Origin of the sequence: Pseudomethylobacillus aquaticus, assembly GCF_003730115.1 — a bacterium.
Lineage (GTDB): Bacteria > Pseudomonadota > Gammaproteobacteria > Burkholderiales > Methylophilaceae > Pseudomethylobacillus > Pseudomethylobacillus aquaticus.
In genome coordinates this window covers 432,087-455,321 of record NZ_RJVP01000002.1, presented here as the reverse complement: position 1 = coordinate 455,321, position 23,235 = coordinate 432,087, and the positions used below count along the sequence as shown (strand labels likewise).

Genomic DNA, 23,235 nt, shown 5'->3' with positions numbered 1-23,235 from the left:
TGCGCGTGCAGCAGGCAGGACAGTGTTCAGCTGGCCAGCAGGGCGTCCAGCTCGCCGCGCTGGTCCAGTGCACGCAATTCGTCGAAGCCACCCACGTGCAAGGCATCGATATAGATCTGCGGCACGGTACGGCGCCCGGTCTTTTCCATCATCTCGATGCGCTGATCCGGATCCAGATCGACGCGGATCTTGTCGATGTGGCTCACGCCCTTGTTGATCAGCAGCCGCTCGGCATTGATGCAATAGGGGCAGGTGCCCGTGGTATACATCAGGATACGTGGCATGCTCAGTCCTTCACCACCGGCAACCTGGCCTGGATCCAGGCGTTCAAACCACCGCGCAGATTATGCAGCTTGGTGAACTGCTGTTTGGTCAGCAGGCTGCAAGCCTTGCCGGAACGGATGCCGCCCTGGCAGTGCACCAGCAAGGCCTTGTCCTTGTATCGGGTCAATTCCGGCAGACGCGCTTCCAGCTGCGACAGCGGAATATTGATGGCGCCCTGGATATGCCCCTGCGCGAACTCGGTGGCTTCACGCACATCCAGCACGCCGGCATGCGCGCGGTTCATGAGGATGACCGCTTCAGCCGGGCTGGCATCGACAATGCCAGCGGCACTCTTTTTCAGCAAAGGCCACATCAGCATCAGGCCGGAACCCAGTGCCAGGCCGATCAGCAACACATTATCAGCAAAAAAATTCACAACATTCCTTAAGCATGGAGGGGATGGACGGATTTTAAGCCATCCACGTGACAGTTACCACGCAGATGGCGACATCGGCCTGAATAACAAGCCTGTGGCCAAAAGCAAGATTTATTAAGCGATTCACTCTAAAATAGACGGGTATCTGATGCCTGTATCCTCATGAAAGTGTAAACGCCATGACCACCCCCGTACTGTTGCTGATCCTAGACGGCTTCGGCTATCGCGAAGACGCCCAAGACAATGCCATCGTTCAGGCGCGCAAACCCAACTGGGACGCGCTGTGGAAGGCTTATCCGCATACGCTGATCCAGGCCTCCGAGAACTTCGTCGGGCTGCCCGACGGCCAGATGGGCAACTCCGAGGTGGGTCACCTCAACATAGGCGCGGGCCGCGTGGTATATCAGGATTTCGAGCGCATCAACCAGTCCATCAAGACCGGCGAATTCTTCCAGTTACCCAGCCTGACCGGCCTGATCGACCAGCTCAAGGCCACGGACAAGGCGCTGCATATCTTCGGCCTGATCTCGGACGGCGGCGTACACAGCCACCAGGATCATATCCACGCCATGATCAGCATGGCGGTGCAGCGCGGCCTCAGCAAGGTCTATGTACATGCCTTCCTGGATGGCCGCGACACGCCACCGGTCAGTGCTGCGGCTTATCTCGACAAGCTGGAAGCGCATATCGCAGAGGTCGGTGGCGGCAGGATCATCTCGCTGTGCGGCCGCTTCTACGCCATGGACCGCGACAAACGCTGGCCGCGTGTCGAAGCCGCTTATGACCTGATCACCGAAGGCATCAGCGAGTTCCGTGCCGGTTCCGCTTCAGCAGGCCTGCAAGCCGCCTATGCACGTGGCGAGAACGACGAGTTCGTCAAAGCCACCGCCATCGTGGCGGAAGGCGAAAAGCCAGTGCATCTGGAAGATGGCGACGCCGTGGTGTACATGAACTTCCGTTCCGATCGCGCACGCCAGCTCACGCACGCGCTGCTGTCGGCGGATTTCGACGGTTTCCATCGCCGCCATGTACGCAAACTGTCGGCCTACCTGACCTTGACCATGCACGACAAGAATGAAAAGGCCGCGCACGCCATCTTCGGCCAGACCGATATACGCAACACCTTCGGTGAATATCTGGCCAACCATGGCCTGACCCAGCTGCGCATCGCCGAGACAGAGAAATATCCGCATGTGACCTTCTTCTTCAATGGTGGCGAAGAGACCGTGTTCCCCGGCGAAGACCGCATCCTGGTGCCGTCACCGCAGGTGGCCACCTATGACTTGCAGCCGGAGATGAGCGCGCCCGAAGTCACGGACGAACTGGAAGCTGCCATTCTCAGTAAAAAGTACCACGCCATCATCTGCAACTATGCCAACTGCGACATGGTGGGCCATACCGGCGACCTGCAAGCTGCCATCAAAGCCGTGGAAACCATAGACACCTGCATAGGCCGCGTGGTGCGCGCCATGCAGAGCATAGGCGGCGAGGTCATCATCACCGCCGACCATGGCAATGCAGAAGAAATGCAGGACTTCATCAACGCGCAGCCGCACACGCAGCACACCACCAATCCGGTGCCCATGCTCTACATCGGCCGCCCGGCCAGTCTGGCGGATACTGGCGCGCTGTCCGATCTGGCACCGACCCTGCTGGCGATGATGGGCTTGTCGCAACCGGCCGAGATGAGTGGACACAGCCTGCTGACCTTCACGGCTACACATTGATCGCATGCGGCTAGACCGGCACGCGCCCAGCCCCTTGCGAGCGGCCCTGCTGCCAGCCTTGTTACTGGCCGCCATCCTCTGCAGCGAGGCGCAGGCCGATCCAAAAACCGAGCGTCCCAAGCAGGAGCTGTCGGAACTGCAGGCCCGCATCGCCGCGTTGCGCGAAGAACTGGATGAATCCAAAGAGGCACACAAGGATGCCAGCGACGCCCTGAAGGAAAGTGAGCAGGCCATCAGCCTGGCCAATCGCAAGCTCTACGAGATCCAGCAGAACAGTCAGCAACAGCGCGCCATGCTGGGCAAACTGAAGCTGGACCGAAGCAGCGTGGAAAAACAGGTACAACGCCAGCAGCGCCTGCTGGGCCTGCAGCTTTACCGCCAGTATGTGCAGGGCCAGCCCAACCATGCGCAGATCCTGCTGCAACAACAGGATATCAGTGTCATCGCGCGCGACCTGCATTACGCCTCACTGGCGGCACGTGCCCGCGCCGACCTGATCAGCGCCATGCGCAACAACCTGGATACGCTGGACCAGCTCAATGCGGAAGCGGCAGCAGCAGCGGCCGAGATTGCTGCATTGCAAGAGGCCAAGGAGCGCGAACGCCAGGCCCTGCAGCAACAGAAACGTGAACGCAGCAAGGTACTGGCCAGCATCGCCGGTCAGATGCAGGCCCAGCGCGGCGAGATCGACAAACTCAAACGCGACCAGTCACGCCTGACCAAGTTGATCGAGAAACTGGCCCGGGCTGCCGCGCCCAAGCCCGCCAAACGCCAGTCGCAGAACACCAGCACAGGCGGCACCAAGCCCACCACCATCGCCAGGAATGAAGCCTTGCCCAGCAGCCGTTACGATGGCAGCCAGTTCTCCTCGCTGCGCGGCAAGCTGAATCTGCCGGTACGCGGCGAGGTCAGCAACCGCTTCGGTGCGGCGCGGGCCGATAGCGGCGTGTCCTGGAAGGGCATTTTCATCCGCTCTGCCGAGGGCAGCGAAGTGAAAGCGGTCGCCAAGGGTCAGGTGGTGTTTGCGGACTGGTTACGCGGTTTTGGCAACCTGCTGATCGTGGATCATGGCGACGGCTACATGAGCCTATACGGCAACAATCAGAGCCTGCTACGCCAGGTGGGTGACGAAGTCAAAGGCGGCGACACGGTGGCGGCGGTAGGCAACAGCGGCGGCAATGAAAGCAACGGCCTGTATTACGAACTGCGTCACCGCAGCCAGCCACTGGACCCGATGAGCTGGAGCAGCGTCAGGTAGCTGCGCTGGTCAGATGGCGGTCAGCGCCAACGGCTGCTCCACCGCCTCGTGCAGATAGCGGTCGAACAAATCACACACTTCAGCCCAGGCATGCTGCTGCAAAGAGGCCGGAGCAGATAAGCTGAAACGCTGCTGTAGCGCCGCATCCGCCGCCAGCATCTGTGCCGTTTCCACGAAGCCAACAGCATCGCCGAACGGCACCAGACAACCATTCTGACCAGAATGGATCACCATGGCCGGCGCAGCATAGTCGTAAGCCACCACCGCCAGACCACTGGCCATGGCTTCCGTGACCACATTGCCGAAGGTTTCGGTCATGCTGGCGAACAGGAACAGATCCGCTGAAGCGTAGTGCGTGGCCAGCGCCTCACCCAGTTGCGAACCACAGAACACATGGTGCGGGTAGCGTTTGCGCAGCCGCTTCAGCTCGGGGCCGTCACCGACCCAGATCATGCGCGCCTTGGGTTGCCTGCGTTCGATGGCCTCGAAAGCACGTACCACCACATCCAGACTCTTCTCGGCCGCCATGCGCCCGACATAGATCACCGCCAGATCCTGCTCCGCAAGCCCCCATTGCTGACGCAAGGCCGCGGAACGGCGTGCAGGCGAGAACAGGCTGACATCCACGCCACGTCCCAGCACCACCACATTCTGGTACTGCTCCTGCTGCAACAAAGCAGCCAGCGTGGCGTTGGGCACCATGGTCAAGGCGCACTGGTTATGGAACTCGCGCAGATGGCGGGTCACCAGCCCACGCAGCCAGTCCATGCGGTAATAACTGCAATAGCGATGGAAATTGGTGTGGAAACTGCTGGTGACCGGGATATCCAGACTGCGGGCCGCCTTGAGCGCGGCCCAGCCCAGCGGACCTTCGGTGGCGATATGCACCACCTGCGGACGCTGATACTTCCAGGCATGGCGCAGCTTTTCATACATGGGCATGCCAAAACGCAAACTGCCGTAACCGGGGATGGGCAGGCCGGGCACCAATATCTGCTCGATACCTTGATTCACCGCTAACGGGGCAGCGCCCGCATCACGGTCACTGCGCTGACGCGGCCGTACCAGTTGCACACGCCAGCCACGCTGCAGCATGCCTTGCATCAGGCGTGACAAGGTCATGGCCACGCCGTTGATCTCGGGTGGCCAGGTTTCGGTGACCAGTACCAGCGCAGGCGCTGACGCGGAAGCAGTTACTGAGGAAAACGCTGAGACATCATGGAGTTGGTTCATGCTGGCATTGTTGGCAGCCAGCATGACAAAACGATGACAATCAGATGAACATCGCCGACATCATGACGGCATCAGGCCTGGCAGCCCGGCCTAGAGGCGTTCATGCAGAATAGCCGCGACCTCGTCATCCCCGAGCACGATGGGGTTGGTCTTCATGCTGCTGCCACGGCAATTGGCGACCACACGCGGGATATCCGCTGCGCTCATGCCAAAGGCAGACAAGCCTGGCAACTGCATGGCAGTGGTCCACGCCTCCAGTGTCGCGCACAGTGCCTCCAGGCCTTGCTGCTCGGTGAGGCGCATGTCGTTGACCAGCACCTTGCCTGCATGCGCATAGCGCCACAAAGCACTGTGAGACGGTGTCGCCGCCTCCGCAGCATGGGCACCCTGCTGAGCCTGCAACAGCCGGATATTGGCACGCGTACAGGCGGCCACCAGCGTGCCGCACACCACGCCATGCGGCATGGGGAAGAACGCCCCCAGTGGCGCCGCCAGTCCGTGCACCGAGCCCAGGCCGACCTGCGCCAGCGTGATGCCGGACAACATGGCGGCATAGGCCATGTTGGCGCGATGCTGTGCCTGATCGCCAGCATCCGGATCGCTAGCACCCTGATTGCTAGCACCTTGATACCAACCGATCAGGCTGTCGCGTACCGCGCGCAAGCCAGACATGGCCAGGGCATCGGTGATCGGGTTGGCACGTGTGGACACATAGGATTCCAGTAGCTGGGTCAGGGCATCCATGCCATTGGCGGCGATCAGCGCCTGCGGGCAGCTGGCCAGCAGGTCCGGGTCGACCACTGCATAAGCAGGCACCAGCGTATCGTGCCGGAATGACTTTTTGAAACCACCCTCGCCCTGCTGGGACAGCACGGCGTTCTTGGTGGCTTCCGAACCGGTACCTGCCGTGGTGGGCACGGCGATCAGCGGCACTGCCGGGCCAGGGTAGGGCAACTCCGGCCCCACACCTTCAAGAAAATCCATCACGCTGTTCGGCACGCGCAGCAAACCTGCCAGGGCTTTGCCGGCATCCAGCACACTGCCCCCGCCGATGGCGAGCACCACGTCGATGCCCGCCTCGCGATGCTGGCTGCTCAAGGCATCCATGCGGGACGGCGACGGTTCGCCATCGATGGTCACATGCCGCCATTGCAGACCGGCCGCCTGCAAACCAGTCAGCAGTTCCGGCCAGGCCGGGGTACGCTGCAAGGCCTGCTTGCCCGTGACCAGCAGCACAGTGTTGCCGTAACGCGCTGCCAGTGTTGGCAACTGCGCGCGCGTGCCCGCACCAAACACGATGCTAGGCACATGGCCGAAGCTGAACGCCGGGATCTGGGTCATGCCGGCATCACTCGCCGATCAGGGTGAGCAGCACGCGACGCTGATTGCTCATGGTGCGATGTTCATACAGGAAGATGCCTTGCCACTGCCCGAGCGCCACCTTGCCATTCAGGAACGGAATGGAGATGCTGGTCTGCGTAAGCGCCGAACGCACATGCGCGGGCATGTCATCCGGGCCTTCCACCGTGTGGATGAACAGAGGGTCGCCATCCGGCACCAGGCGCGCAAAGAAGGCCTCCATGTCCACCAGCACATCGCTGTCGTAATTTTCGTTGATGAGCAGGCTGGCCGAGGTGTGCTGGATGTACAGCGTCAGCAGGCCGTTGTTCAACCCGCTTTGGCTGGCCCAGTTGAGGACTTGCGGTGTGATGTCATAAAGACGGCGTCCCCGGGTGGGGACGCTGATCTGATCTTGAAGTTGACGCATGCGGGTTCACCCAGATTAAGTTCTACCGCATTGTAATTGCAGAACTACCAGCGGCCAAAGCCGCGGTGGTACCAGGGGCCGGAATAAAAGCCGAATCCGGAATAAGGACGACCAAAACCGTAACGTGGATAGCCAAAATCCCAGAACGGGTCGTAGTAATAGGGGCGTGACTGGTATTGCCAGCGCAAGCGCTTCTCGGCCTGACGCTTCTGCTCTTCGCGCTTGTTGATCTCATCGGCAAAGCTGTCTCGCATGGATTGCTCGCGCGAGCTGTGCATGTAATCCAGCACCTTGGCCGACACGCCTTTCTGACTCAGACTGATGGTGTCGGTCGGCGTCAGGTTGTAATACGAACCCGTGGCCTTGATCCTGGCGATGATCTCGTCTGCTGCCACGCCTTGCTTGGACAAAGTAACGATCTCGTCCACCGGCAGGTTGGGCATGGCCTTGGGGATGATGCGCTCCAGCTCCTCCGGTGAGATACGCGCGATCTGGTTAGGCTGCGACGTTGTCGCGCAGCCCGTTAAGAGCAGCGGCAACAGCGCCACTGCGAGCAACATCATCTGCATCTTGACCATGACAACTCCCGATGGGACAACGCCCGATGGATGGACGCCAGCGTTCAGGCTGCTGGTGTCGGCTTCTTTTCAAAGGTCATACGACCTGACCTGATGTCGATTCTGACCGTGTCCTTGGCCGAAAAATTCCCGTTGAGGATCTCTTTTGCCAACGGGTTTTCGATCTCGGACTGGATCGCCCGTTTGAGCGGGCGCGCTCCATAGATCGGGTCGAACCCGGCATTGGCGATCTCGGCCAGTGCAGCATCGCTGATATCCAGCTGCATGTCCAGTGCTGCCAGGCGTTTGGCCAGGCCTTGCAACTGAATATGCGCGATGGATTTCACCTGCGCTTCACCCAGGCTATGGAACACCACCACCTCATCGATACGGTTGACGAATTCGGGACGGAAATTGGCTTTCACCTCGCCCATCACGGCCAGCTTGATCACCTGATAATCATCGCCAGTCATGTTCTGTATCATCTGCGAGCCCAGATTGGAGGTCATGATGATGACGGTATTCTTGAAATCCACCGTACGCCCCTGACCATCGGTCAGGCGGCCATCGTCCAGCACTTGCAGCAACACATTGAACACGTCCGGATGGGCTTTCTCCACTTCATCGAGCAGGATCACCGAATAAGGCTTGCGACGCACCGCTTCGGTCAGTGCGCCACCTTCTTCATAGCCGACATAGCCCGGTGGCGCGCCTATCATGCGCGAAACCGAGTGCTTTTCCATGTATTCGCTCATGTCGATGCGGATCAGATGCTCTTCCGAATCGAACAAAAAGCCAGCCAGCGCTTTGGTGAGCTCGGTCTTGCCCACGCCGGTAGGCCCCAGGAACAGGAAAGAACCGTAGGGACGGTTGGGGTCGCTCAAACCGGAGCGTGAGCGACGGATCGCGTCCGACACCAGGCGCACCGCTTCATCCTGCCCGACCACACGCTGGTGCAGCTTGTCTTCCATGTGCAGCAGCTTCTCGCGCTCACCGGTCATCATCTTGGAGACCGGGATGCCAGTGGCACGCGACACCACTTCTGCGATCTCTTCCGCGCCGACCTGGGTACGCAGCAGTTTGTATTGTTGCGTATCGCCCTGATGCGCCTCGGCCTGTTTGAGCTGCGCCTCCAGTTGCGGCAGTTTGCCGTACTGGATCTCCGCCAGCTTGTCATATTGCCCGGTGCGCTGCAGCTCGGCCATCTGCGCCTTGAGGCGATCGATCGCTTCCTTGATGTGTGCCGAGCCTTGCACTTGAGCTTTTTCGGCCTTCCAGATCTCCTCCAGATCGGCGTATTCCTTGCCCAGGCGGGTGATCTCCTCCTCGATCAGGTCAAAGCGCTTCTGCGAGGCTTCATCCTTCTCGCGGCGCACCGCTTCGCGTTCGATCTTGAGCTGGATCAAACGGCGGTCCAGCTTGTCCATCACTTCCGGTTTGGAGTCGATCTCCATCTTGATGCGCGAAGCCGCTTCATCGATGAGGTCGATGGCCTTGTCCGGCAGGAAGCGGTCGGTGATGTAGCGGTGCGACAACTCGGCCGCCGCCACGATGGCCGGGTCGGTGATGTCCACGCCATGGTGCAGTTCGTACTTTTCCTGCAGGCCGCGCAGGATGGCGATGGTGGCTTCCACGCTAGGCTCATCCACCAGCACCTTCTGGAAACGGCGTTCCAGTGCGGCATCCTTCTCGATGTATTGACGGTATTCGTCCAGGGTGGTGGCGCCCACACAGTGCAGCTCGCCGCGCGCCAGCGCGGGCTTCAGCATATTGCCTGCGTCCATCGCCCCTTCAGCCTTGCCCGCCCCCACCATGGTGTGCAGCTCGTCGATGAACACGATGGTCTGGCCTTCATCCAGCGCCAGCTCCTTGAGCACGGACTTGAGCCGTTCCTCGAATTCGCCGCGGTATTTGGCACCGGCCAGCAGGGAGGCCATGTCCAGCGACAGCACGCGCTTGTTCTTGAGTGATTCCGGCACTTCACCGTTGACGATACGCTGCGCCAGCCCTTCCACGATGGCGGTCTTGCCCACACCGGGTTCGCCGATCAGCACCGGATTGTTCTTGGTGCGACGCTGCAGTACCTGGATGGCACGGCGGATCTCGTCGTCACGGCCGATCACCGGGTCGAGCTTGCCCGCACGGGCACGTTCGGTGAGGTCCAGGGTGTATTTCTTGAGCGCCTCGCGGCTGCCCTCGGCTTCCTGGCTATCCACACTGCTGCCACCACGCACGGCTTGTATAGCCTGCTCCAGCGCCGTTTTATTCACGCCATGCTGTTTGAGCAGACGCCCGATGGCGCCTTTGTCATCAGCCAGTGCCAGCAGGAACCATTCACTGGCGATGAAGGCGTCGCCGCTTTTCTGCGCCAGTTTGTCGGTCAGGTTGAGCAGGCTGTTGAGTTCACGCGACAGTGATTGCTCACCTGCGTTGCTGCTCATCTTGGGTAGATCATTAAGCTGTTGCTGCACTGCCGTCTTGAGCGCCGCCGGATTGGCGCCCGCGCGCGACAGCAGGGACGCGGTGCTGCCATCGTCCTGATTGAGCAAGGCCGCCAGCAGGTGCGCGGCCTCGATATTGGGATTGTCGTTACCGACGGCCAGGCTCTGGGCGTCGCTCAGGGCCTGTTGGAATTTGGTTGTCAGTTTGTCGAAGCGCATGCTTGCCTCCATCCATTCAAGTTAGTCACTAGATGGGGTAAAGCGGGACGATTTCAACTGCCGATAGCGCTTGTCATACAGCGCGCTTACAGTCATGCAACGCGCGCGGCAGCCATACAGCACCCTCAGTTGCCGGGCAGCGCGAGCGGTTCGCTCCAGTTGCGGCCTTCGTCCTCCGAGCTGACGCTGCGCGTCTCTGCCGCGCCCTCCTCCTGCCAGCGCAACTGCAAAGGCCCGTCCAGACTGAACTCGATCTGTTTTGCGCTGTTCCGGCTGAAGCGCTTGGGCGGAGAAGACACCCAGGCGGCACCGTCCATGCGGGCATAGAACACGCCACGGGCGCTGGACCAGGCCAGATGCCAGCCCCAGTCACCACCATGCGCCATGGCCAGCGCCTGGAAATGACAGCCTGCCTCACGGCTACCGCCGTAGGTGACACGGCGGATCTGATCAGGCGCTGCGGGGCTGGCCATCACCAGATCCTGCACCTCGTTCGCCAGCCGCACAGGCCAGAACTGGTAGACCACACCGCTGGCATCACGGGCTTCAGCGCGTAGCGCAGCCGGACAATCCTGGGCATGTGCCGGAATGGCTGCCAGCAACAATGCTGGCCAGACGAGTCGTATCGATCCCTTCATTACAAGCTGCATCCTGACTCCTGACTAAGCCTGAAGCCTTGGCCTATTGAGGTAGACCGGGCTTCTTGTTCTCAAGTTGCGTTGTTGCTACCATGCCTGCATGCATGTGTTCAGACAACATCGTCGTTTCATCAGCTGGCTGGCTGCGCTGGCCATCGTGCTGAACGCACTGATGCCGACGGTATCACATGCCATGGCCGCCGCCCAGCAGGAAGCGGCACCCTGGCTGGAGGTGTGTACCGTCTACGGCATCAAATACCTCAGCCAGAGCGTTCAGGACCAACAGAACGCAGACCCGGCTCCTGAACGCTCCGATATGCAGAACATGCAGCATTGCCCCTACTGCACGGTGCATGCCGCCAGTGTAGTCATGCTGCATGACACCGGCCTGCCTGTATTGCAGCCACTGACACAGTACCGTGTCGCTGCGCTGTTCCTGCACTCCCCTCGCCCGCTGTTCGTGTGGGCGAGTTCCAATCCGCGCGCTCCTCCCGCTCTAGCCTGACGTTCAGGCCATGCGCTGCATGGCCACCTCAGTCTCGCTGTCGCGCCTAGATGCCGACACGCGTTAGCCTAGCCTCACGGGGGAGCCCCATGAAAGTACCCTACACACCATTATGCATGGCCATCGCCGCCATGTTCAGCAGCCATGCACAGGCGGATCACAGCATCAAGCTACCCGCCATCGAGGTTGTCGACCAGGCGATCAAAGAACCGCTCACCCAGCCTGGCATCGAGATCGCCACCGAGCAGATCAACAAAACCGCAGGCGGTGTCGGCATCGTCGATATGGAACAGGTGCGCGAAGGCCGCGTCTCCACCTTCAATGACACGCTGGGCCTGGCCGCGGGCGTGTTCGTGCAGTCGCGTTTTGGCGCTGAAGAAAGCCGCCTGTCCATACGCGGTTCCGGCCTGCAGCGCACCTTCCATGGCCGTGGCATCAAGCTGATGCAGGACGGCATCCCGGTCAATCTGGCTGACGGCAGCTTCGACTTCCAGGCCATAGAACCCATGGCCACCCGCTATATCGAGGTGTACCGTGGTGCCAATGCATTGCGCTACGGGGCCAGCAATCTGGGCGGCGCCATCAACTTCGTCTCGCCCACCGGCCACACCGCACCCGCACTGGAAACCCGCGTGGAGTTCGGCAGTTTCGGTTATCGCCGCTTCGGGGTCGCGACTGGTGGTGTGATCGGCGATCTGGATTATTTCGTCAGTGCCAGCACCTTTGATCAGGACGGCTTCCGTGACTTCTCTGAACAGCAGGCGCAGCGCATCAACGCCAATATCGGCTATCGCATCAATGAAGACATCGAAACCCGCTTCTACCTGGGTTATTCTAAAAGCGACTCCAACCTTCCCGGCAACCTGACCAAAGCCCAGCTACGCAATGACCCCAGCGATGCTTTCCTGAGCCCGGCCACCTTGCAGCAGAAGCGTGACCTGGAAGTGACCCGCATCGCCAACAAGACCACCCTGCGCTGGGATAATGCACAGCTGGACATCGGTGCCTACTATTCCGACAAGAATCTGTTCCACCCCATCTTCCAGGTGCTGGATCAGGACAACCACGATGCTGGCCTGGATGTGCGCTACACACGCACCGGCAGCCTGTTCGGACACAAGAACGAGGTGGTCGTCGGCTTCAACCCCAGCTATGGCGTGACCAATGACGACCGCTTCGTCAACATTCAGGGCAATCGCGGTGCACGCACCAATCAAAGCCGTCAAACGGCCAAGAACCTGGAAATGTATGCCGAGAACCGCTTCTATGTCACGCCGGAGCTGGCGCTGGTAGCCGGCCTGCAATACACCAATGCCAAGCGCAAGCTGGAAGACCAGTTCTTTGCCAACGCGGCACAGGACGAAAGCTTCAACGTGCGTTATGTGCAGACCAACCCCAAGCTTGGTGTGCTGTATCAGGCCTCCCCGCATGTGCAGTGGTATGCGAACGTCTCGCGCAGCTATGAACCCCCTTCGTTCGGCGAGCTGGCCGGTGGCTTGAGGCCCAATATCGTGTCTGCACAGGAAGGCACCACCTTCGAGATCGGTACGCGTGGCCAGAGCACGCATGTGGATTGGGATGTCTCGGTGTATCACGCCAAGCTGCGCAACGAACTGCTGCAGACGGCCGTGTTCGTTGCCGGCAACAACCCACTACCCGTGGCGCAAACCACCAATGCGGGCAACACCACCCATGCCGGCCTGGAAATGGGCCTGACCGTACGCCTGCCCTGGCAACTGCAATGGCGCCATAGCCTGCTGCTCAACGAGTTCTACTTTGACGGCGACAACAGCTTTGGCAATAGCCGCTTGCCGGGGATACCAAGGGCCTTGTTGCGTGGTGAACTGCTGTATCGCCAGGGTGGCTTCTACATCGGCCCCACCATCGAAAGCTCACCGCAGCGCTACGCCGTGGACTTTGCCGAGACGCTGTACGCGGACAGCTACACGCTGTTCGGTCTGAAGGTGGGGCACCAGATCAACAAGCACTGGTCCTGGTTCCTCGAAGGCCGCAATCTGGGCAACGAAAAATATGCAGCCACGACCAGCGTGATACGCAACAGCAACGGCATGGACGGCCCTTTGTTCCTGCCTGGAGATGGCCGCAGCGCCTACCTGGGCGTGCAATGGCGTTATTGAAGCGAGCAGTTCACCACCGTTAGCAAACAAGCAGGCGGTTGTGCCATAACGGCAACCGCCACTGATCGTTCAAGGCAGGGTAATGACACATTCCTGGCAATTCTGGCACCGCTGGCTGGGCGTTCTCAGCTGCATAGGCCTCATTCTGTGGGGGCTTTCCGGCATCTCCCACCCTATCATGACCCGCGTGCAGCCGGTGCCCGCCGCGTTCCAGCCACCGGCACAGCACCTGGACCTGAAAGCGGCCATCGCGCCTGCGCAGCTGTTACCGCAGCACGGTATCCACGCCCTTAACCAGCTCAGCGTGCATGTGCTGGACGGCAAACCCGCTTATCGGGTGGTGACGGACATGCGCAAGCCCGCGCTATGGCTGGACGCCAGATCAGGTCAGCGCATCGAACATGCAGACCGGGATTATGCGATCCAGCTGGCCCGTCATTACACCCATTGGCGGCAGCGTCAGGTAGTCGATGCGCGCTGGATCACCGGGTTCAGCACGCAATATCCGGCTGTGCAGCGCTTGCTGCCCGTGTGGCAGATCACGTTCGAAGGCGACGACCGGCCACGCGCCTATATCGACAATGGCCAGATACGGCTGGCCACGCTGTCGGATCGCAGGCGCGACCTGTTCTCCGCCTGGTTCCATTTTGGGCATAACTGGGGATTTCTGGATAGCGTGCCAGGCCTGCAAGTGCCGCTCGCCGGCCTGGTGCTAAGTGCCATTCTCATCTCGGCCATCAGCGGTCTGGTGCTGGCGCTGCGTCGTCGCGGCGGCGGCCGTCAGCACGGCGTGCGCCGCGTGCACAGGCAACTGGGCCTGGCGGTTGCACTGGCCACCTTGCTGTTGGCGAGCAGTGGCTTGCTGCATCTGATGGTCAGTGCCGAGCAGGCACAGCGCGCCATGCCTCTGGCAAGCTCCACCATCACGCTGGCCGATCTGCAGGCTGCACCATGGCAGGCGCTGGCCGAGCAGTCCTTGCGCCAGCTCACACTGCTGCAACTGGGCGGAAAACCCTACTGGTTATGGCAGAGCACGTCAGCCGCCACGCCGCGATCGCAAGTGGGCGTGCTGGCACAGGAAAGCAAACCTGCCAAAGCTGCGGATACCAAAGCTACGCATGGCAATGCTACGCTGGCCAAAGCTACACTGGGCAAGGATGCGCATGCAGAACACGGTGGTCACGCCAACCACGGCCGCCTGCCGAATGCCTGGGCCGCAGATCAGCCGGTGGTGTTCGATCTGCCCATGCTGGCCATCGCGCGCCTGCAGCTCGCCATGCTGACCGGACGTCCGGTCGCCGACTTCGGGCACACCTCGGTGGTGCATAAATTTGGCGGGGAATACGGTTTCATCTTCAAACGCCTGCCGGTGGTGCGCATCGACAGTCTGCTGGCCGATGGCCAGCACTATTACATCGAACCGGCCACCGGGGTGCTCGCCGCGCAAATCGAGCCTATGGACCGGTTCGAAGGCTGGGTATTCGCCTATCTGCACAAATGGGTGTTTGCAGATGCCAACAAGACGCTGCGTGATCTGCTGGTCTCGCTGTTCGCGTTGGGCAATGTGGTGCTGGGCGTGCTGGGCATGCTGCTATTTCTGCGTAGAAAATAGTTCTACGCAGAAATAGCCTCTCTCGTGCCGGACATGGCAGCGCCAGGTAAAACACAAGCAAAACACCAGCCGCTGACACTCATGGCATGCACGCGCCATCCGCGCCTTAGCCTGGTGTGGCATGCAAGCCACCAGCACGCCAACATCAATAGCAATTAACTATTGCTCCTATAAAAACTATTGTCTTTATTTATTAACATTCCAGTTCTATGATGCCATGACTGAAGTTCAAACAGCATGACGGGCCGGTGTATTTGCTAATACGCGTGATGGCCGATCACTTCAGTGCATCGCCTTGATTAACTTGATTGATTAACTTTTTCGAATAGCCAAGTCCATGTCGGCTGGCTACAATTTTTCGAAGCATCGCCCATAACAACATGAGGAGAGATTCATGAGTAACGAAGCAAAATGTCCCTTCAGCGGCGCACATGGCGCCCGCACGACGGCTGCCGTACGCTCCAACCGCGACTGGTGGCCCAATCAACTCAACCTGGGCATCCTGCATCAGCATGCGCCTGCCTCCAACCCGCTGGGCGATGATTTCAATTACGCGGAAGAATTCCAGAAGCTGGACCTGCAAGCCCTGAAACAAGATCTGTATGCCCTGATGACAGACTCGCAGGACTGGTGGCCAGCTGACTGGGGCCACTACGGTGGCCTGTTCATCCGCATGACCTGGCACCAGGCCGGCACCTACCGTACCGGCGACGGACGTGGCGGCGCAGGCACCGGCAATCAGCGCTTTGCACCGATCAACAGCTGGCCGGACAACGGTAACCTGGATAAGGCGCGTCGTCTGCTCTGGCCCATCAAACAAAAATACGGCAACCAGATCTCCTGGGCCGATCTGTTCGTGCTGGCCGGGAATTGTGCGCTGGAATCCATGGGCTTCAAGACCTTTGGTTTCGGCGGTGGCCGCGTGGACATCTGGCAGCCGGAAGAAGACATCTACTGGGGCAAGGAAACCGAATGGCTGGCCACCAGCGACAAAGCCAACAGCCGTTACAGCGGTGACCGCGAGCTGGAGAACCCGCTGGCGGCCGTGCAGATGGGCCTGATCTATGTGAACCCGGAAGGCCCGGACGGCAACCCGGACCCAGTGGCCTCCGGCCGCGATGTGCGCGAGACCTTTGCGCGCATGGCCATGAACGATGAAGAGACCGTGGCGCTGGTTGCGGGTGGCCACACCTTCGGCAAGGCCCACGGCGCGGGCGACCCTGCCTTGGTGGGCGTGGCCCCGGAGGCTGCGCCGCTCGAGGCACAAGGCTTTGGCTGGATCAACAGCTTCGCTTCCGGCAAGGGCGTGCACACCACCACCAGCGGCATCGAAGGCGCATGGAAACCCAACCCGACCACCTGGGATAACGGCTACTTCGACATGCTGTTCGGTTACGAGTGGGAGCTGACCAAGAGTCCATCCGGTGCCCACCAATGGGTAGCCAAGGATTGCAAACCGGAACACATGATCCCGGACGCGCATGACCCGAGCAAGCAGCACCCGCCCATGATGACCACCGCGGACTTGTCACTGCGCATGGACCCGGCCTATGAAAAGATCTCGCGCCGTTTCCATCAGGACCCGGACGCTTTTGCTGACGCGTTCGCACGTGCCTGGTTCAAGCTCACGCACCGTGACATGGGGCCCAAGGCACTGTACCTGGGCCCGGAAGTCCCGGCTGAAGACCTGATCTGGCAGGACCCGGTACCCGCCGTGGATCATGCGCTGGTAGATAGCCAGGACATCGCCGCGCTGAAGCGCGAGATCCTCGCCAGTGGCTTGTCGATCTCGCAACTGGTCGCCACCGCCTGGGCGTCGGCTTCCAGCTTCCGTGGCTCGGACAAGCGCGGCGGCGCCAACGGGGCACGCATCCGTCTGGCACCACAAAAGGATTGGGAGGCCAACCAGCCAGCGCAACTGGCCAAGGTGTTGGCGATGCTGGAAGCGATCCAGACCCGCTTCAATGCCGCACAGACTGGCGGCAAGCAGGTATCGCTGGCTGATCTGATCGTACTGGGTGGCAATGTCGCCATCGAAGCGGCGGCACAAGCGGCAGGTCATGCCATCGAAGTGCCGTTCACGCCGGGCCGTACCGACGCCACGCAGGCACAGACCGATGTGGAATCGTTCGAGGCACTGGAGCCATTGGCCGACGGCTTCCGCAATTATCAAAAGACCGCCTACACGGTCTCTGCGGAAGAGATGCTCATCGACAAGGCCCAGCTGCTGACACTGAGCGCACCGGAACTGACCGTGCTGGTAGGTGGCATGCGTGTGCTGGATGCCAACACCAACGGCAACCAGGATGGCGTGTTCACGCACCGTCCGCAGGTGCTGAGCAATGACTTCTTCGTCAACCTGCTCGACATGACGACGGTGTGGCAGCCTGTATCAGAAGCCGGTGCGCGCTTCGAAGGACGCGACCGCAGCAGCGGCGCGGTGAAGTGGACCGGGACACGTGTGGATCTGGTATTCGGCTCCAACTCGCAGTTGCGCGCGCTGGCTGAAGTGTATGCACAGCACGATGCACAAGCCAAGTTCGTGCGTGACTTTGTCGCGGCCTGGACCAAGGTGATGAACCTGGACCGTTTCGACCTGAAGTGATGCAACCGTAACACGGCCCGGCGCTGGATGCCGGGCCTATGCAGCACCAACGCCTCACCTGTGTGGGGCGTTTTTTTATGCGGCTAAATGCTTGAACTGGCGTGGTTTATGCGTTCTTCTCAGGCGATCGCCACCGCCGTGACGGCGTATAAATGAAGCTGTAGCAAGACAGTAAGCAAACAGGAAAGCGAGTCGTTAACAAGGATGTAAGTACGCGATGTAACACATAAGGAATGTCATCATGAGCACACTAGAGCACGCCACAACAGAGATCACCCGTATAGACTGGGATTTTTCCACTATTCCCGGCTGGAACGCCACGCAGCAGATGTGGGACGAATGGGACGATATCGCCGCCGAAGAATTCGAGGTGTCCAGCAATTACAGCCCGATCCCGGCCGTGATCTACCACATCGAAGACTACCAGTAAGCCCGGCAGCTCACTCGGCGCTGAGTGCGCGTATGTGCGCACAGGCACTGCGGCCCAGTGCGCTCAGCGCATAGCCGCCCTCCAGCACCGACACGATGCGGCCTGCCGCGGTGGCCTCGGCCTGCTGCATGAGCAGGCGCGTCACCCAGGCATAATCCGCCTCGCGCAGCGCCAGCCCACCCATCTCGTCTTCACGGTGAGCATCGAAGCCTGCCGAGATGAAGATCATCTCCGGGGCGAACGCCTGCAAGGCGGGCAGCCAGAACTCGGTCACCGCCGCCCGGAACCGGTCACCGTCTGCCCCGGCAGGCAGGGGTACGTTGATGCGGTGCGGGCTATGCGGGCCTGTCCCGCTATATGGGTAGAACGGGTGTCGGAAGGTGGAGCACATCAGCACACGCGGCTCATCATGGAAGATGGCTTCCGTGCCATCGCCGTGATGCACATCGAAATCCACCACCGCCACACGCCGCAAACCGTGATGATGCAGGGCGCGCGCCACCCCCACCGCCAGATTGTTGAAGATGCAGAAACCAGCCGCCTGATGCCGATTGGCATGGTGGCCGGGTGGCCGCACATTGCAAAAGGCATTCAGCGCCTCACCGGCCATCACCATGTCCACCGCCTGCACCACAGCCCCCGCAGCAAAACAGGCGGCCTCCAGCGTATGCGGACCCAGTGCGGTGTCGTCGTCCAGCTGCACCAGCGTCCGGGTCTGTTGTTGCACGCTCGCCATGGCGTACATGCCATCCACATGCTCCACACTATGCACCAGCAGCAACTCCTCGCGCGTCACGGAACGGGCCTGCTGGTAATCCAGCAATTGCATGAGGCCGCTGGCGATGAGTTGGTCCTCGATGGCGTGCAGGCGCGCCGGGGTTTCCGGGTGGTCGCCACCGAGATCATGTTTCAGGCAGGCAGGGTGCGTGAGGTAAACGGTAGGCATGCGCTTACAGCGCTTTCTCGACCAGCCTGAGCGTGTTGTCATCCGGCATGCGGCTGACCGTGAAGCCCAGGCTCTGCATCAGGTGCAGCATGTTGCGGTTATTGTTGAGCACATAGCCTTTCATGCGCTTGAGGCCGTGTGCCCGCGCGGCATCCATGAGCGTGAGCATCAACTGGCGCCCCACGCCGCGTCCGTGCAGCGCGTCGGCGACCACCAGCGCGAACTCGCAACTCAGGCCGTCCGGGCTGATGATGTAACGCGACACGCCGATCTGCTCCTCTTCGCGCTGCTCCCCACTCTGCTGTTTATCAGACGGCACCGTATGCACCGCCATCAGCGCCATCTCGCGGATGTAGTCGAACTGGGTGAACTGCACCAGCATGGTCTGCGACAACTCCTTGAACATGCTCATGTAGCGGAAATAGCGCGATTCCTCGGACAGCCCGCGCACAAAGCGCTGCACCAGGCCGGCATCCTCAGGCCGCATCGGGCGTATGGTGATGTCGGTACCGTCCAGCATCACATAGTGACTGACCAGATGGGTGGGATAGGGGTAGATGGCCATGTGCGCGTAACGCGGCCGCTCCGGCACCTGCGCCTCGATGACCATGCGCGCGTCCACAGCACACACGCCGTTCTCGTCCAGGATCAACGGGTTGATGTCCATCTCCACCAGCCCGGGCAGCTCGCATGCCATTTCCGAGACGCGCAGCAGCACCATCTCCAGCGCCTCCATATTGGCCGCAGGCAGATGACGGAACGCCGCCAGCACCTTGCTGACGCGGGTGCGCTGGATCAACTCGCGCGCCAGGAAACTGTTGAGCGGTGGCAAGGCCACGGCACAGTCGGCCAGCGCTTCGACAAAGATGCCGCCCGCGCCGAAGCTGATGACAGGGCCGAACACCACGTCACGGCTGACCCCGACGATGAGTTCGCGCCCGTGCGGGCGACGGATCATGGGCTCGATGGCGATGCCGGTCAGCCTGGCCTGCGGGCGCTTGACACGCACGTTCTCGGTGATGGTCAGGAAGGCAGAGCGCACATCCGCCGCACTGTAGATATTGAGCACCACGCCGCCCACATCGCTCTTGTGGGGGATGTCCGGCGAGCACAGCTTCATCACCAGTGGATAGCCGATGTCTCTGGCGATCTCCAGCGCTTCACTGACCGAATGCGCCAGCCTGGCGACGGTGACCGGGATACGGAACGCCGCCAGCACCGATTTGGATTCCAGCTCGTTGAGCAGCGTGCGACCTTCGTCCAGCGCCTGTTCTATCACGCCACGCGCACGCTTGATGTCCGGCTCTTCATGGTGAGAGAGCGGGCCAGGCAGCTGCATGAGCAGCTTCTGGTTCTGGTAATAGGCGCTAAGGTAGGAGAACACTTCCACCGCAGGTTCGGGGGTGCGGAAATGCGGCCTGTGCGCCTGGATGAATGCCTTGCGTGACGATTCCACCTGCACCTCGCCCATCCAGCAGGTGATCAGCGGCTTGGTCTGGCCGGCGCCCGCTGCAATCACCGCACCGGCGGCGGCCAGCGGGTCTGTCATCGCCTGAGGGGTCAGGATAGCCAGCACGCCATCCACTTGCGGGTCGTCCAGGCAGGCCTGGACGGCATGGCGATAACGGTCGGCCTGTGCGTCACCGATCAGGTCCACCGGGTTGCCGTGCGACCAGTTGGGCGGCAGCACGGCATCCAGTCTGGCCAGCGTGGCTGGTGACAAGGTGGCCATTTCGATCCCCAGGTCAGCCGCACGGTCGGCCGCCATCACGCCTGGGCCTCCACCGTTGGTGACGATGGCCAGCCGGTTGCCGGTAGGCTGGAAGCCGCAGGACATGGCACGCGCGGCCGAGAACAGCTGAGCGATGGTCTGCACGCGTATCACCCCCAAGCGACGTACCGCCGCATCGAACACAGCGTCGGACCCCGCCAGCGAGGCGGTATGCGACATGACCGCTTTGGAACCGGCGGCATGACGCCCCACCTTGACCAGGATCACCGGCTTGACACGGGCGATGGCGCGCAAGGCACTCATGAAGCGCCGCGCATCGTGGATGCCCTCGATGTAGAGCAGCACATTGTGAGTCTGCACATCGTGCAGCAGATAATCGAGGATATCGCCGAAATCCACGTCGGCACTCGCACCCAGTGACACCACACTGGAAAACCCCACGTCGTTGTTCCTGGCCCAGTCCAGGATGGCCGTACACAGCGCGCCGGATTGCGACACGATAGCGAGGTGGCCGGAATTGGCACTGCCTTTGTTGAAGGTGGCGTTGAGACCGATGGCGGGACGCATGATACCCAGGCAGTTGGGGCCGATCAGGCGTATGCCGTGGCGCCGCGCCGCCTGCAGCGCCTGTTGCTCCAGCTGCCTGCCGGCCTCGCCAGCTTCTGCGAAGCCCGCCGTGATGATGACAGCCGCCTTGACCCCCTGCTGGCCGCAGGCTTCGATGATGCCGGGTACCGTAGCCGCCGGAGTGGCGATGACGGCCAGATCCACCGCTGACGGCACCTGCGCGATGCTGGCATAAGCTGACTGGCCCTGTACCGTGTCACGCCGTGGATTGATGGCATACAAAGGGCCAGTAAAACCGGCTGCGAGCAGGTTATGGAACACGATCTGCCCGATGGCATCCGCTGTATCGCTGGCGCCAAACACCGCTACCGCGCGCGGCGAGAAGAACGGAGTCAGGTAGTGGGATTCCATGATCTGCTTATTGTCGCGCATAAGCGCTCAGGAAAGAACCCGAGTTGCACTGACGCATGGCCTACAGCCAGCCCTGTGCAGGCTCAGGTACGCAGCTGCTGGCAGAGGATCTCGCAATTGCGCTCGGCCAGCGCCGCGATGGTACGTGATGGATTGAGACCGATGGCACGCGGGATCACCGCACCATCCATGACATACAGGTTCTGGTAGCCGAACACCTCGCCATTGGCATTGGTGACGCCGTTGGCAGCGGTCAGGCCCATATTGCAGCCGCCCAGTGGATGCGGCGTGATCAGGTTACGCAACTTGGTCCAGGTCGCTGGCACCACCGCCTCGCCACCCGTCGCGGCGCTGAGCTGCTTGTGCACGGCGATCATGGCTTCCACCGCCGATTCGGAACGCTGGAAGCGCCAGTCGATCTTGAGCTGACGCTGCCAGGGCGCATACCAGCGCCGCCCCAGATAGAGGCGGCCATCCGCGGCATCGATGGCCTGACCGAACCAGGGCATCATGCCGGCCAATGGGTCGGCTGTCTCACTGACCTGGCCGATCTGTTGCCACAGGCGACGCAATTTGCCATGTGGCAAATGCTTGAGCCGACGGCGCACAAAGTCGGTGGCCAGGTTGGGCACGCCCCCGTCCTCGATGAATAGCGCCTCCCCCTGGAAGGAGCGGTCCAGCAGATCGATGGCACTGGAGATGGTGACGCCGTGCGAGGGCGCGATGGTGCGCTTGGTGTAGAAGGCAGGCGTAACGAAATCCCCGTTGAAGGCCCAGCCTTTGCCCAGACAGGCAGACAGGCCGGGTAGCGTGCGGTACTGGTCACGACTACGCAGCAGCAGCTCGGTACTGCCGATGGAACCCGCCGCCAGGATCACGCGCTGTGCGCTCACCGTGCCGCGCTTGCGTTTTCCGTTCGCTAGAACGTCATAGTGGATACGCCAGCCGCCATCGGGCAAGGGCTGCAGATATTCCACCAGATGCAGGGGACGGATCTCGGCGCCGTGATCTTCCGCGACCGCCAGATAATTCAGATCCAGCGTATTCTTGGCCGACACCTGGCAGCCGATATCGCAATTGCCGCACTGCACACAGGTGCCCTGCTCGCGGCCATGCGGGTTGGTGAAGCGCTTGGAGTGATGATCATGCCGGGCATCGGGCAGGTTCTCGTTCCAGTCCGGGTCGAAACTGACCGCCAGCGGTACGGTACGGAAACGGTCACCCCAGCCGCACTTCTCGGCGCCCTCTTTCATGAGGCGGGTACGTGCATTGAACTGCGTAGCTGGCAGCTCGCTCACCGACAACATCTGACCGACACGGTCATAATAAGGCTTGAGTGCCTCATAACTGATGGCGGCCGGCCAGCCGCGCGCGAACGCTTCCGGCTTGGCCTCGACCGACACATTGGCATAGATCAGCGAGCCGCCACCCACACCGGCACCTGCCGCCACCCACATGTCGCTGAAGGTACGCAGATCCGCCCAGCCATTGCATTGATGTGGCTTGTCCTGGTTCCACAGCCAGGCATCGTTGGCATCACGCGGATAGGTCTGCGGCGTCCAGCGCCGCCCGCGTTCCAGCACCAGCACCTTCTGGCCCTGCTCGGACAAGCGGCAAGCGGACACTGCGCCGCCAAACCCGCTCCCGATCACCACTGCATCAAACTCGAACTGTGCCATCGCAGCTCCATCCATGTTTATGGTTCATCGCATCCATGCCCAGCTTGTACCAGGCCCGTGCAAAGGCCT

Annotated in this window: 18 protein-coding genes; 7 read left to right on the top strand and 11 right to left on the bottom strand. The window is 61.2% G+C overall.

Features of this window, described 5'->3' with window-relative positions; all coding sequences use genetic code 11:
• Positions 1–26 precede the first annotated feature (26 nt).
• Both grxC and ED236_RS05915 read right to left on the bottom strand, forming a co-directional pair.
• Entirely contained in the window at positions 27–284 is a 258-nt protein-coding gene (grxC, locus tag ED236_RS05920; RefSeq protein ID WP_123237006.1) for a glutaredoxin 3, read from the bottom strand.
• A 2-nt stretch (positions 285–286) separates the two neighbouring features.
• Complete coding sequence (locus ED236_RS05915; RefSeq protein WP_193726064.1) at positions 287–700, bottom strand: rhodanese-like domain-containing protein; 414 nt, start codon at positions 698–700, stop codon at positions 287–289.
• A gap of 179 nt (positions 701–879) precedes the next feature.
• Here ED236_RS05915 and gpmI point away from each other — a divergent pair, with 179 nt between their 5' ends.
• Positions 880–2,427, top strand: a complete 1,548-nt coding sequence (gene gpmI, locus ED236_RS05910; protein ID WP_123237005.1) for a 2,3-bisphosphoglycerate-independent phosphoglycerate mutase — start codon at positions 880–882, stop codon at positions 2,425–2,427.
• 4 nt (positions 2,428–2,431) lie between these two features.
• Positions 2,432–3,685, top strand: coding sequence for a murein hydrolase activator EnvC family protein (locus ED236_RS05905; protein ID WP_123237004.1), 1,254 nt, complete (start codon positions 2,432–2,434; stop codon positions 3,683–3,685).
• A gap of 9 nt (positions 3,686–3,694) precedes the next feature.
• Here ED236_RS05905 and ED236_RS05900 read toward each other — a convergent pair whose 3' ends face one another.
• From ED236_RS05900 to ED236_RS05875, 6 genes are all read right to left on the bottom strand, one after another.
• Entirely contained in the window at positions 3,695–4,918 is a 1,224-nt protein-coding gene (locus ED236_RS05900) for a glycosyltransferase family 4 protein (RefSeq protein WP_123237144.1), read from the bottom strand.
• A 90-nt stretch (positions 4,919–5,008) separates the two neighbouring features.
• Positions 5,009–6,259, bottom strand: coding sequence for an iron-containing alcohol dehydrogenase (locus tag ED236_RS05895; protein WP_123237003.1), 1,251 nt, complete (start codon positions 6,257–6,259; stop codon positions 5,009–5,011).
• 7 nt (positions 6,260–6,266) lie between these two features.
• Positions 6,267–6,686, bottom strand: a complete 420-nt coding sequence (locus tag ED236_RS05890; protein WP_123237002.1) for a secondary thiamine-phosphate synthase enzyme YjbQ — start codon at positions 6,684–6,686, stop codon at positions 6,267–6,269.
• A gap of 44 nt (positions 6,687–6,730) precedes the next feature.
• Entirely contained in the window at positions 6,731–7,264 is a 534-nt protein-coding gene (locus ED236_RS05885; protein ID WP_123237001.1) for a hypothetical protein, read from the bottom strand.
• Positions 7,265–7,308: 44 nt separating this feature from the next.
• On the bottom strand, positions 7,309–9,903 hold the full coding sequence (gene clpB, locus ED236_RS05880; protein WP_123237143.1) for an ATP-dependent chaperone ClpB: 2,595 nt from the start codon (positions 9,901–9,903) through the stop codon (positions 7,309–7,311).
• A gap of 125 nt (positions 9,904–10,028) precedes the next feature.
• The gene (locus tag ED236_RS05875; RefSeq protein WP_148042256.1) at positions 10,029–10,553 is read right to left on the bottom strand and encodes a hypothetical protein; all 525 of its coding nucleotides are present in this window, start codon (positions 10,551–10,553) and stop codon (positions 10,029–10,031) included.
• A 94-nt stretch (positions 10,554–10,647) separates the two neighbouring features.
• Between ED236_RS05875 and ED236_RS05870 the strand changes: the two genes are divergently transcribed.
• The 5 genes from ED236_RS05870 to ED236_RS05850 all read left to right on the top strand — a co-directional run bounded on the left by ED236_RS05870 (position 10,648) and on the right by ED236_RS05850 (position 17,831).
• Positions 10,648–11,046 carry a DUF2946 domain-containing protein gene (locus ED236_RS05870; protein WP_162299585.1) on the top strand — a complete coding sequence of 133 codons (399 nt, stop codon included), beginning with the start codon at positions 10,648–10,650 and terminating at the stop codon, positions 11,044–11,046.
• Between the two features lie 89 nt (positions 11,047–11,135).
• Complete coding sequence (locus tag ED236_RS05865; RefSeq protein ID WP_123236998.1) at positions 11,136–13,184, top strand: TonB-dependent receptor family protein; 2,049 nt, start codon at positions 11,136–11,138, stop codon at positions 13,182–13,184.
• Between the two features lie 82 nt (positions 13,185–13,266).
• Positions 13,267–14,796, top strand: coding sequence for a PepSY domain-containing protein (locus ED236_RS05860; protein WP_123236997.1), 1,530 nt, complete (start codon positions 13,267–13,269; stop codon positions 14,794–14,796).
• 394 nt (positions 14,797–15,190) lie between these two features.
• Positions 15,191–17,401: a catalase/peroxidase HPI gene (gene katG, locus ED236_RS05855; RefSeq protein ID WP_123236996.1), complete on the top strand. Its 2,211-nt coding sequence runs from the start codon at positions 15,191–15,193 to the stop codon at positions 17,399–17,401.
• 241 nt (positions 17,402–17,642) lie between these two features.
• Entirely contained in the window at positions 17,643–17,831 is a 189-nt protein-coding gene (locus tag ED236_RS05850) for a hypothetical protein (RefSeq protein ID WP_123236995.1), read from the top strand.
• Between the two features lie 10 nt (positions 17,832–17,841).
• Here the strand turns inward: ED236_RS05850 and ED236_RS05845 are convergent, their stop codons facing one another.
• The 3 genes from ED236_RS05845 to ED236_RS05835 all read right to left on the bottom strand — a co-directional run bounded on the left by ED236_RS05845 (position 17,842) and on the right by ED236_RS05835 (position 23,166).
• Positions 17,842–18,777 (bottom strand): histone deacetylase family protein, encoded by a 936-nt coding sequence (locus ED236_RS05845; RefSeq protein WP_123236994.1) that lies wholly within the window; start codon positions 18,775–18,777, stop codon positions 17,842–17,844.
• Between the two features lie 4 nt (positions 18,778–18,781).
• A complete protein-coding gene (locus ED236_RS05840) occupies positions 18,782–21,487 on the bottom strand; it encodes a bifunctional acetate--CoA ligase family protein/GNAT family N-acetyltransferase (protein ID WP_123237142.1) in 2,706 nt (901 codons plus the stop codon).
• A gap of 83 nt (positions 21,488–21,570) precedes the next feature.
• Complete coding sequence (locus ED236_RS05835; RefSeq protein ID WP_123236993.1) at positions 21,571–23,166, bottom strand: GMC oxidoreductase; 1,596 nt, start codon at positions 23,164–23,166, stop codon at positions 21,571–21,573.
• Positions 23,167–23,235 lie beyond the last annotated feature (69 nt).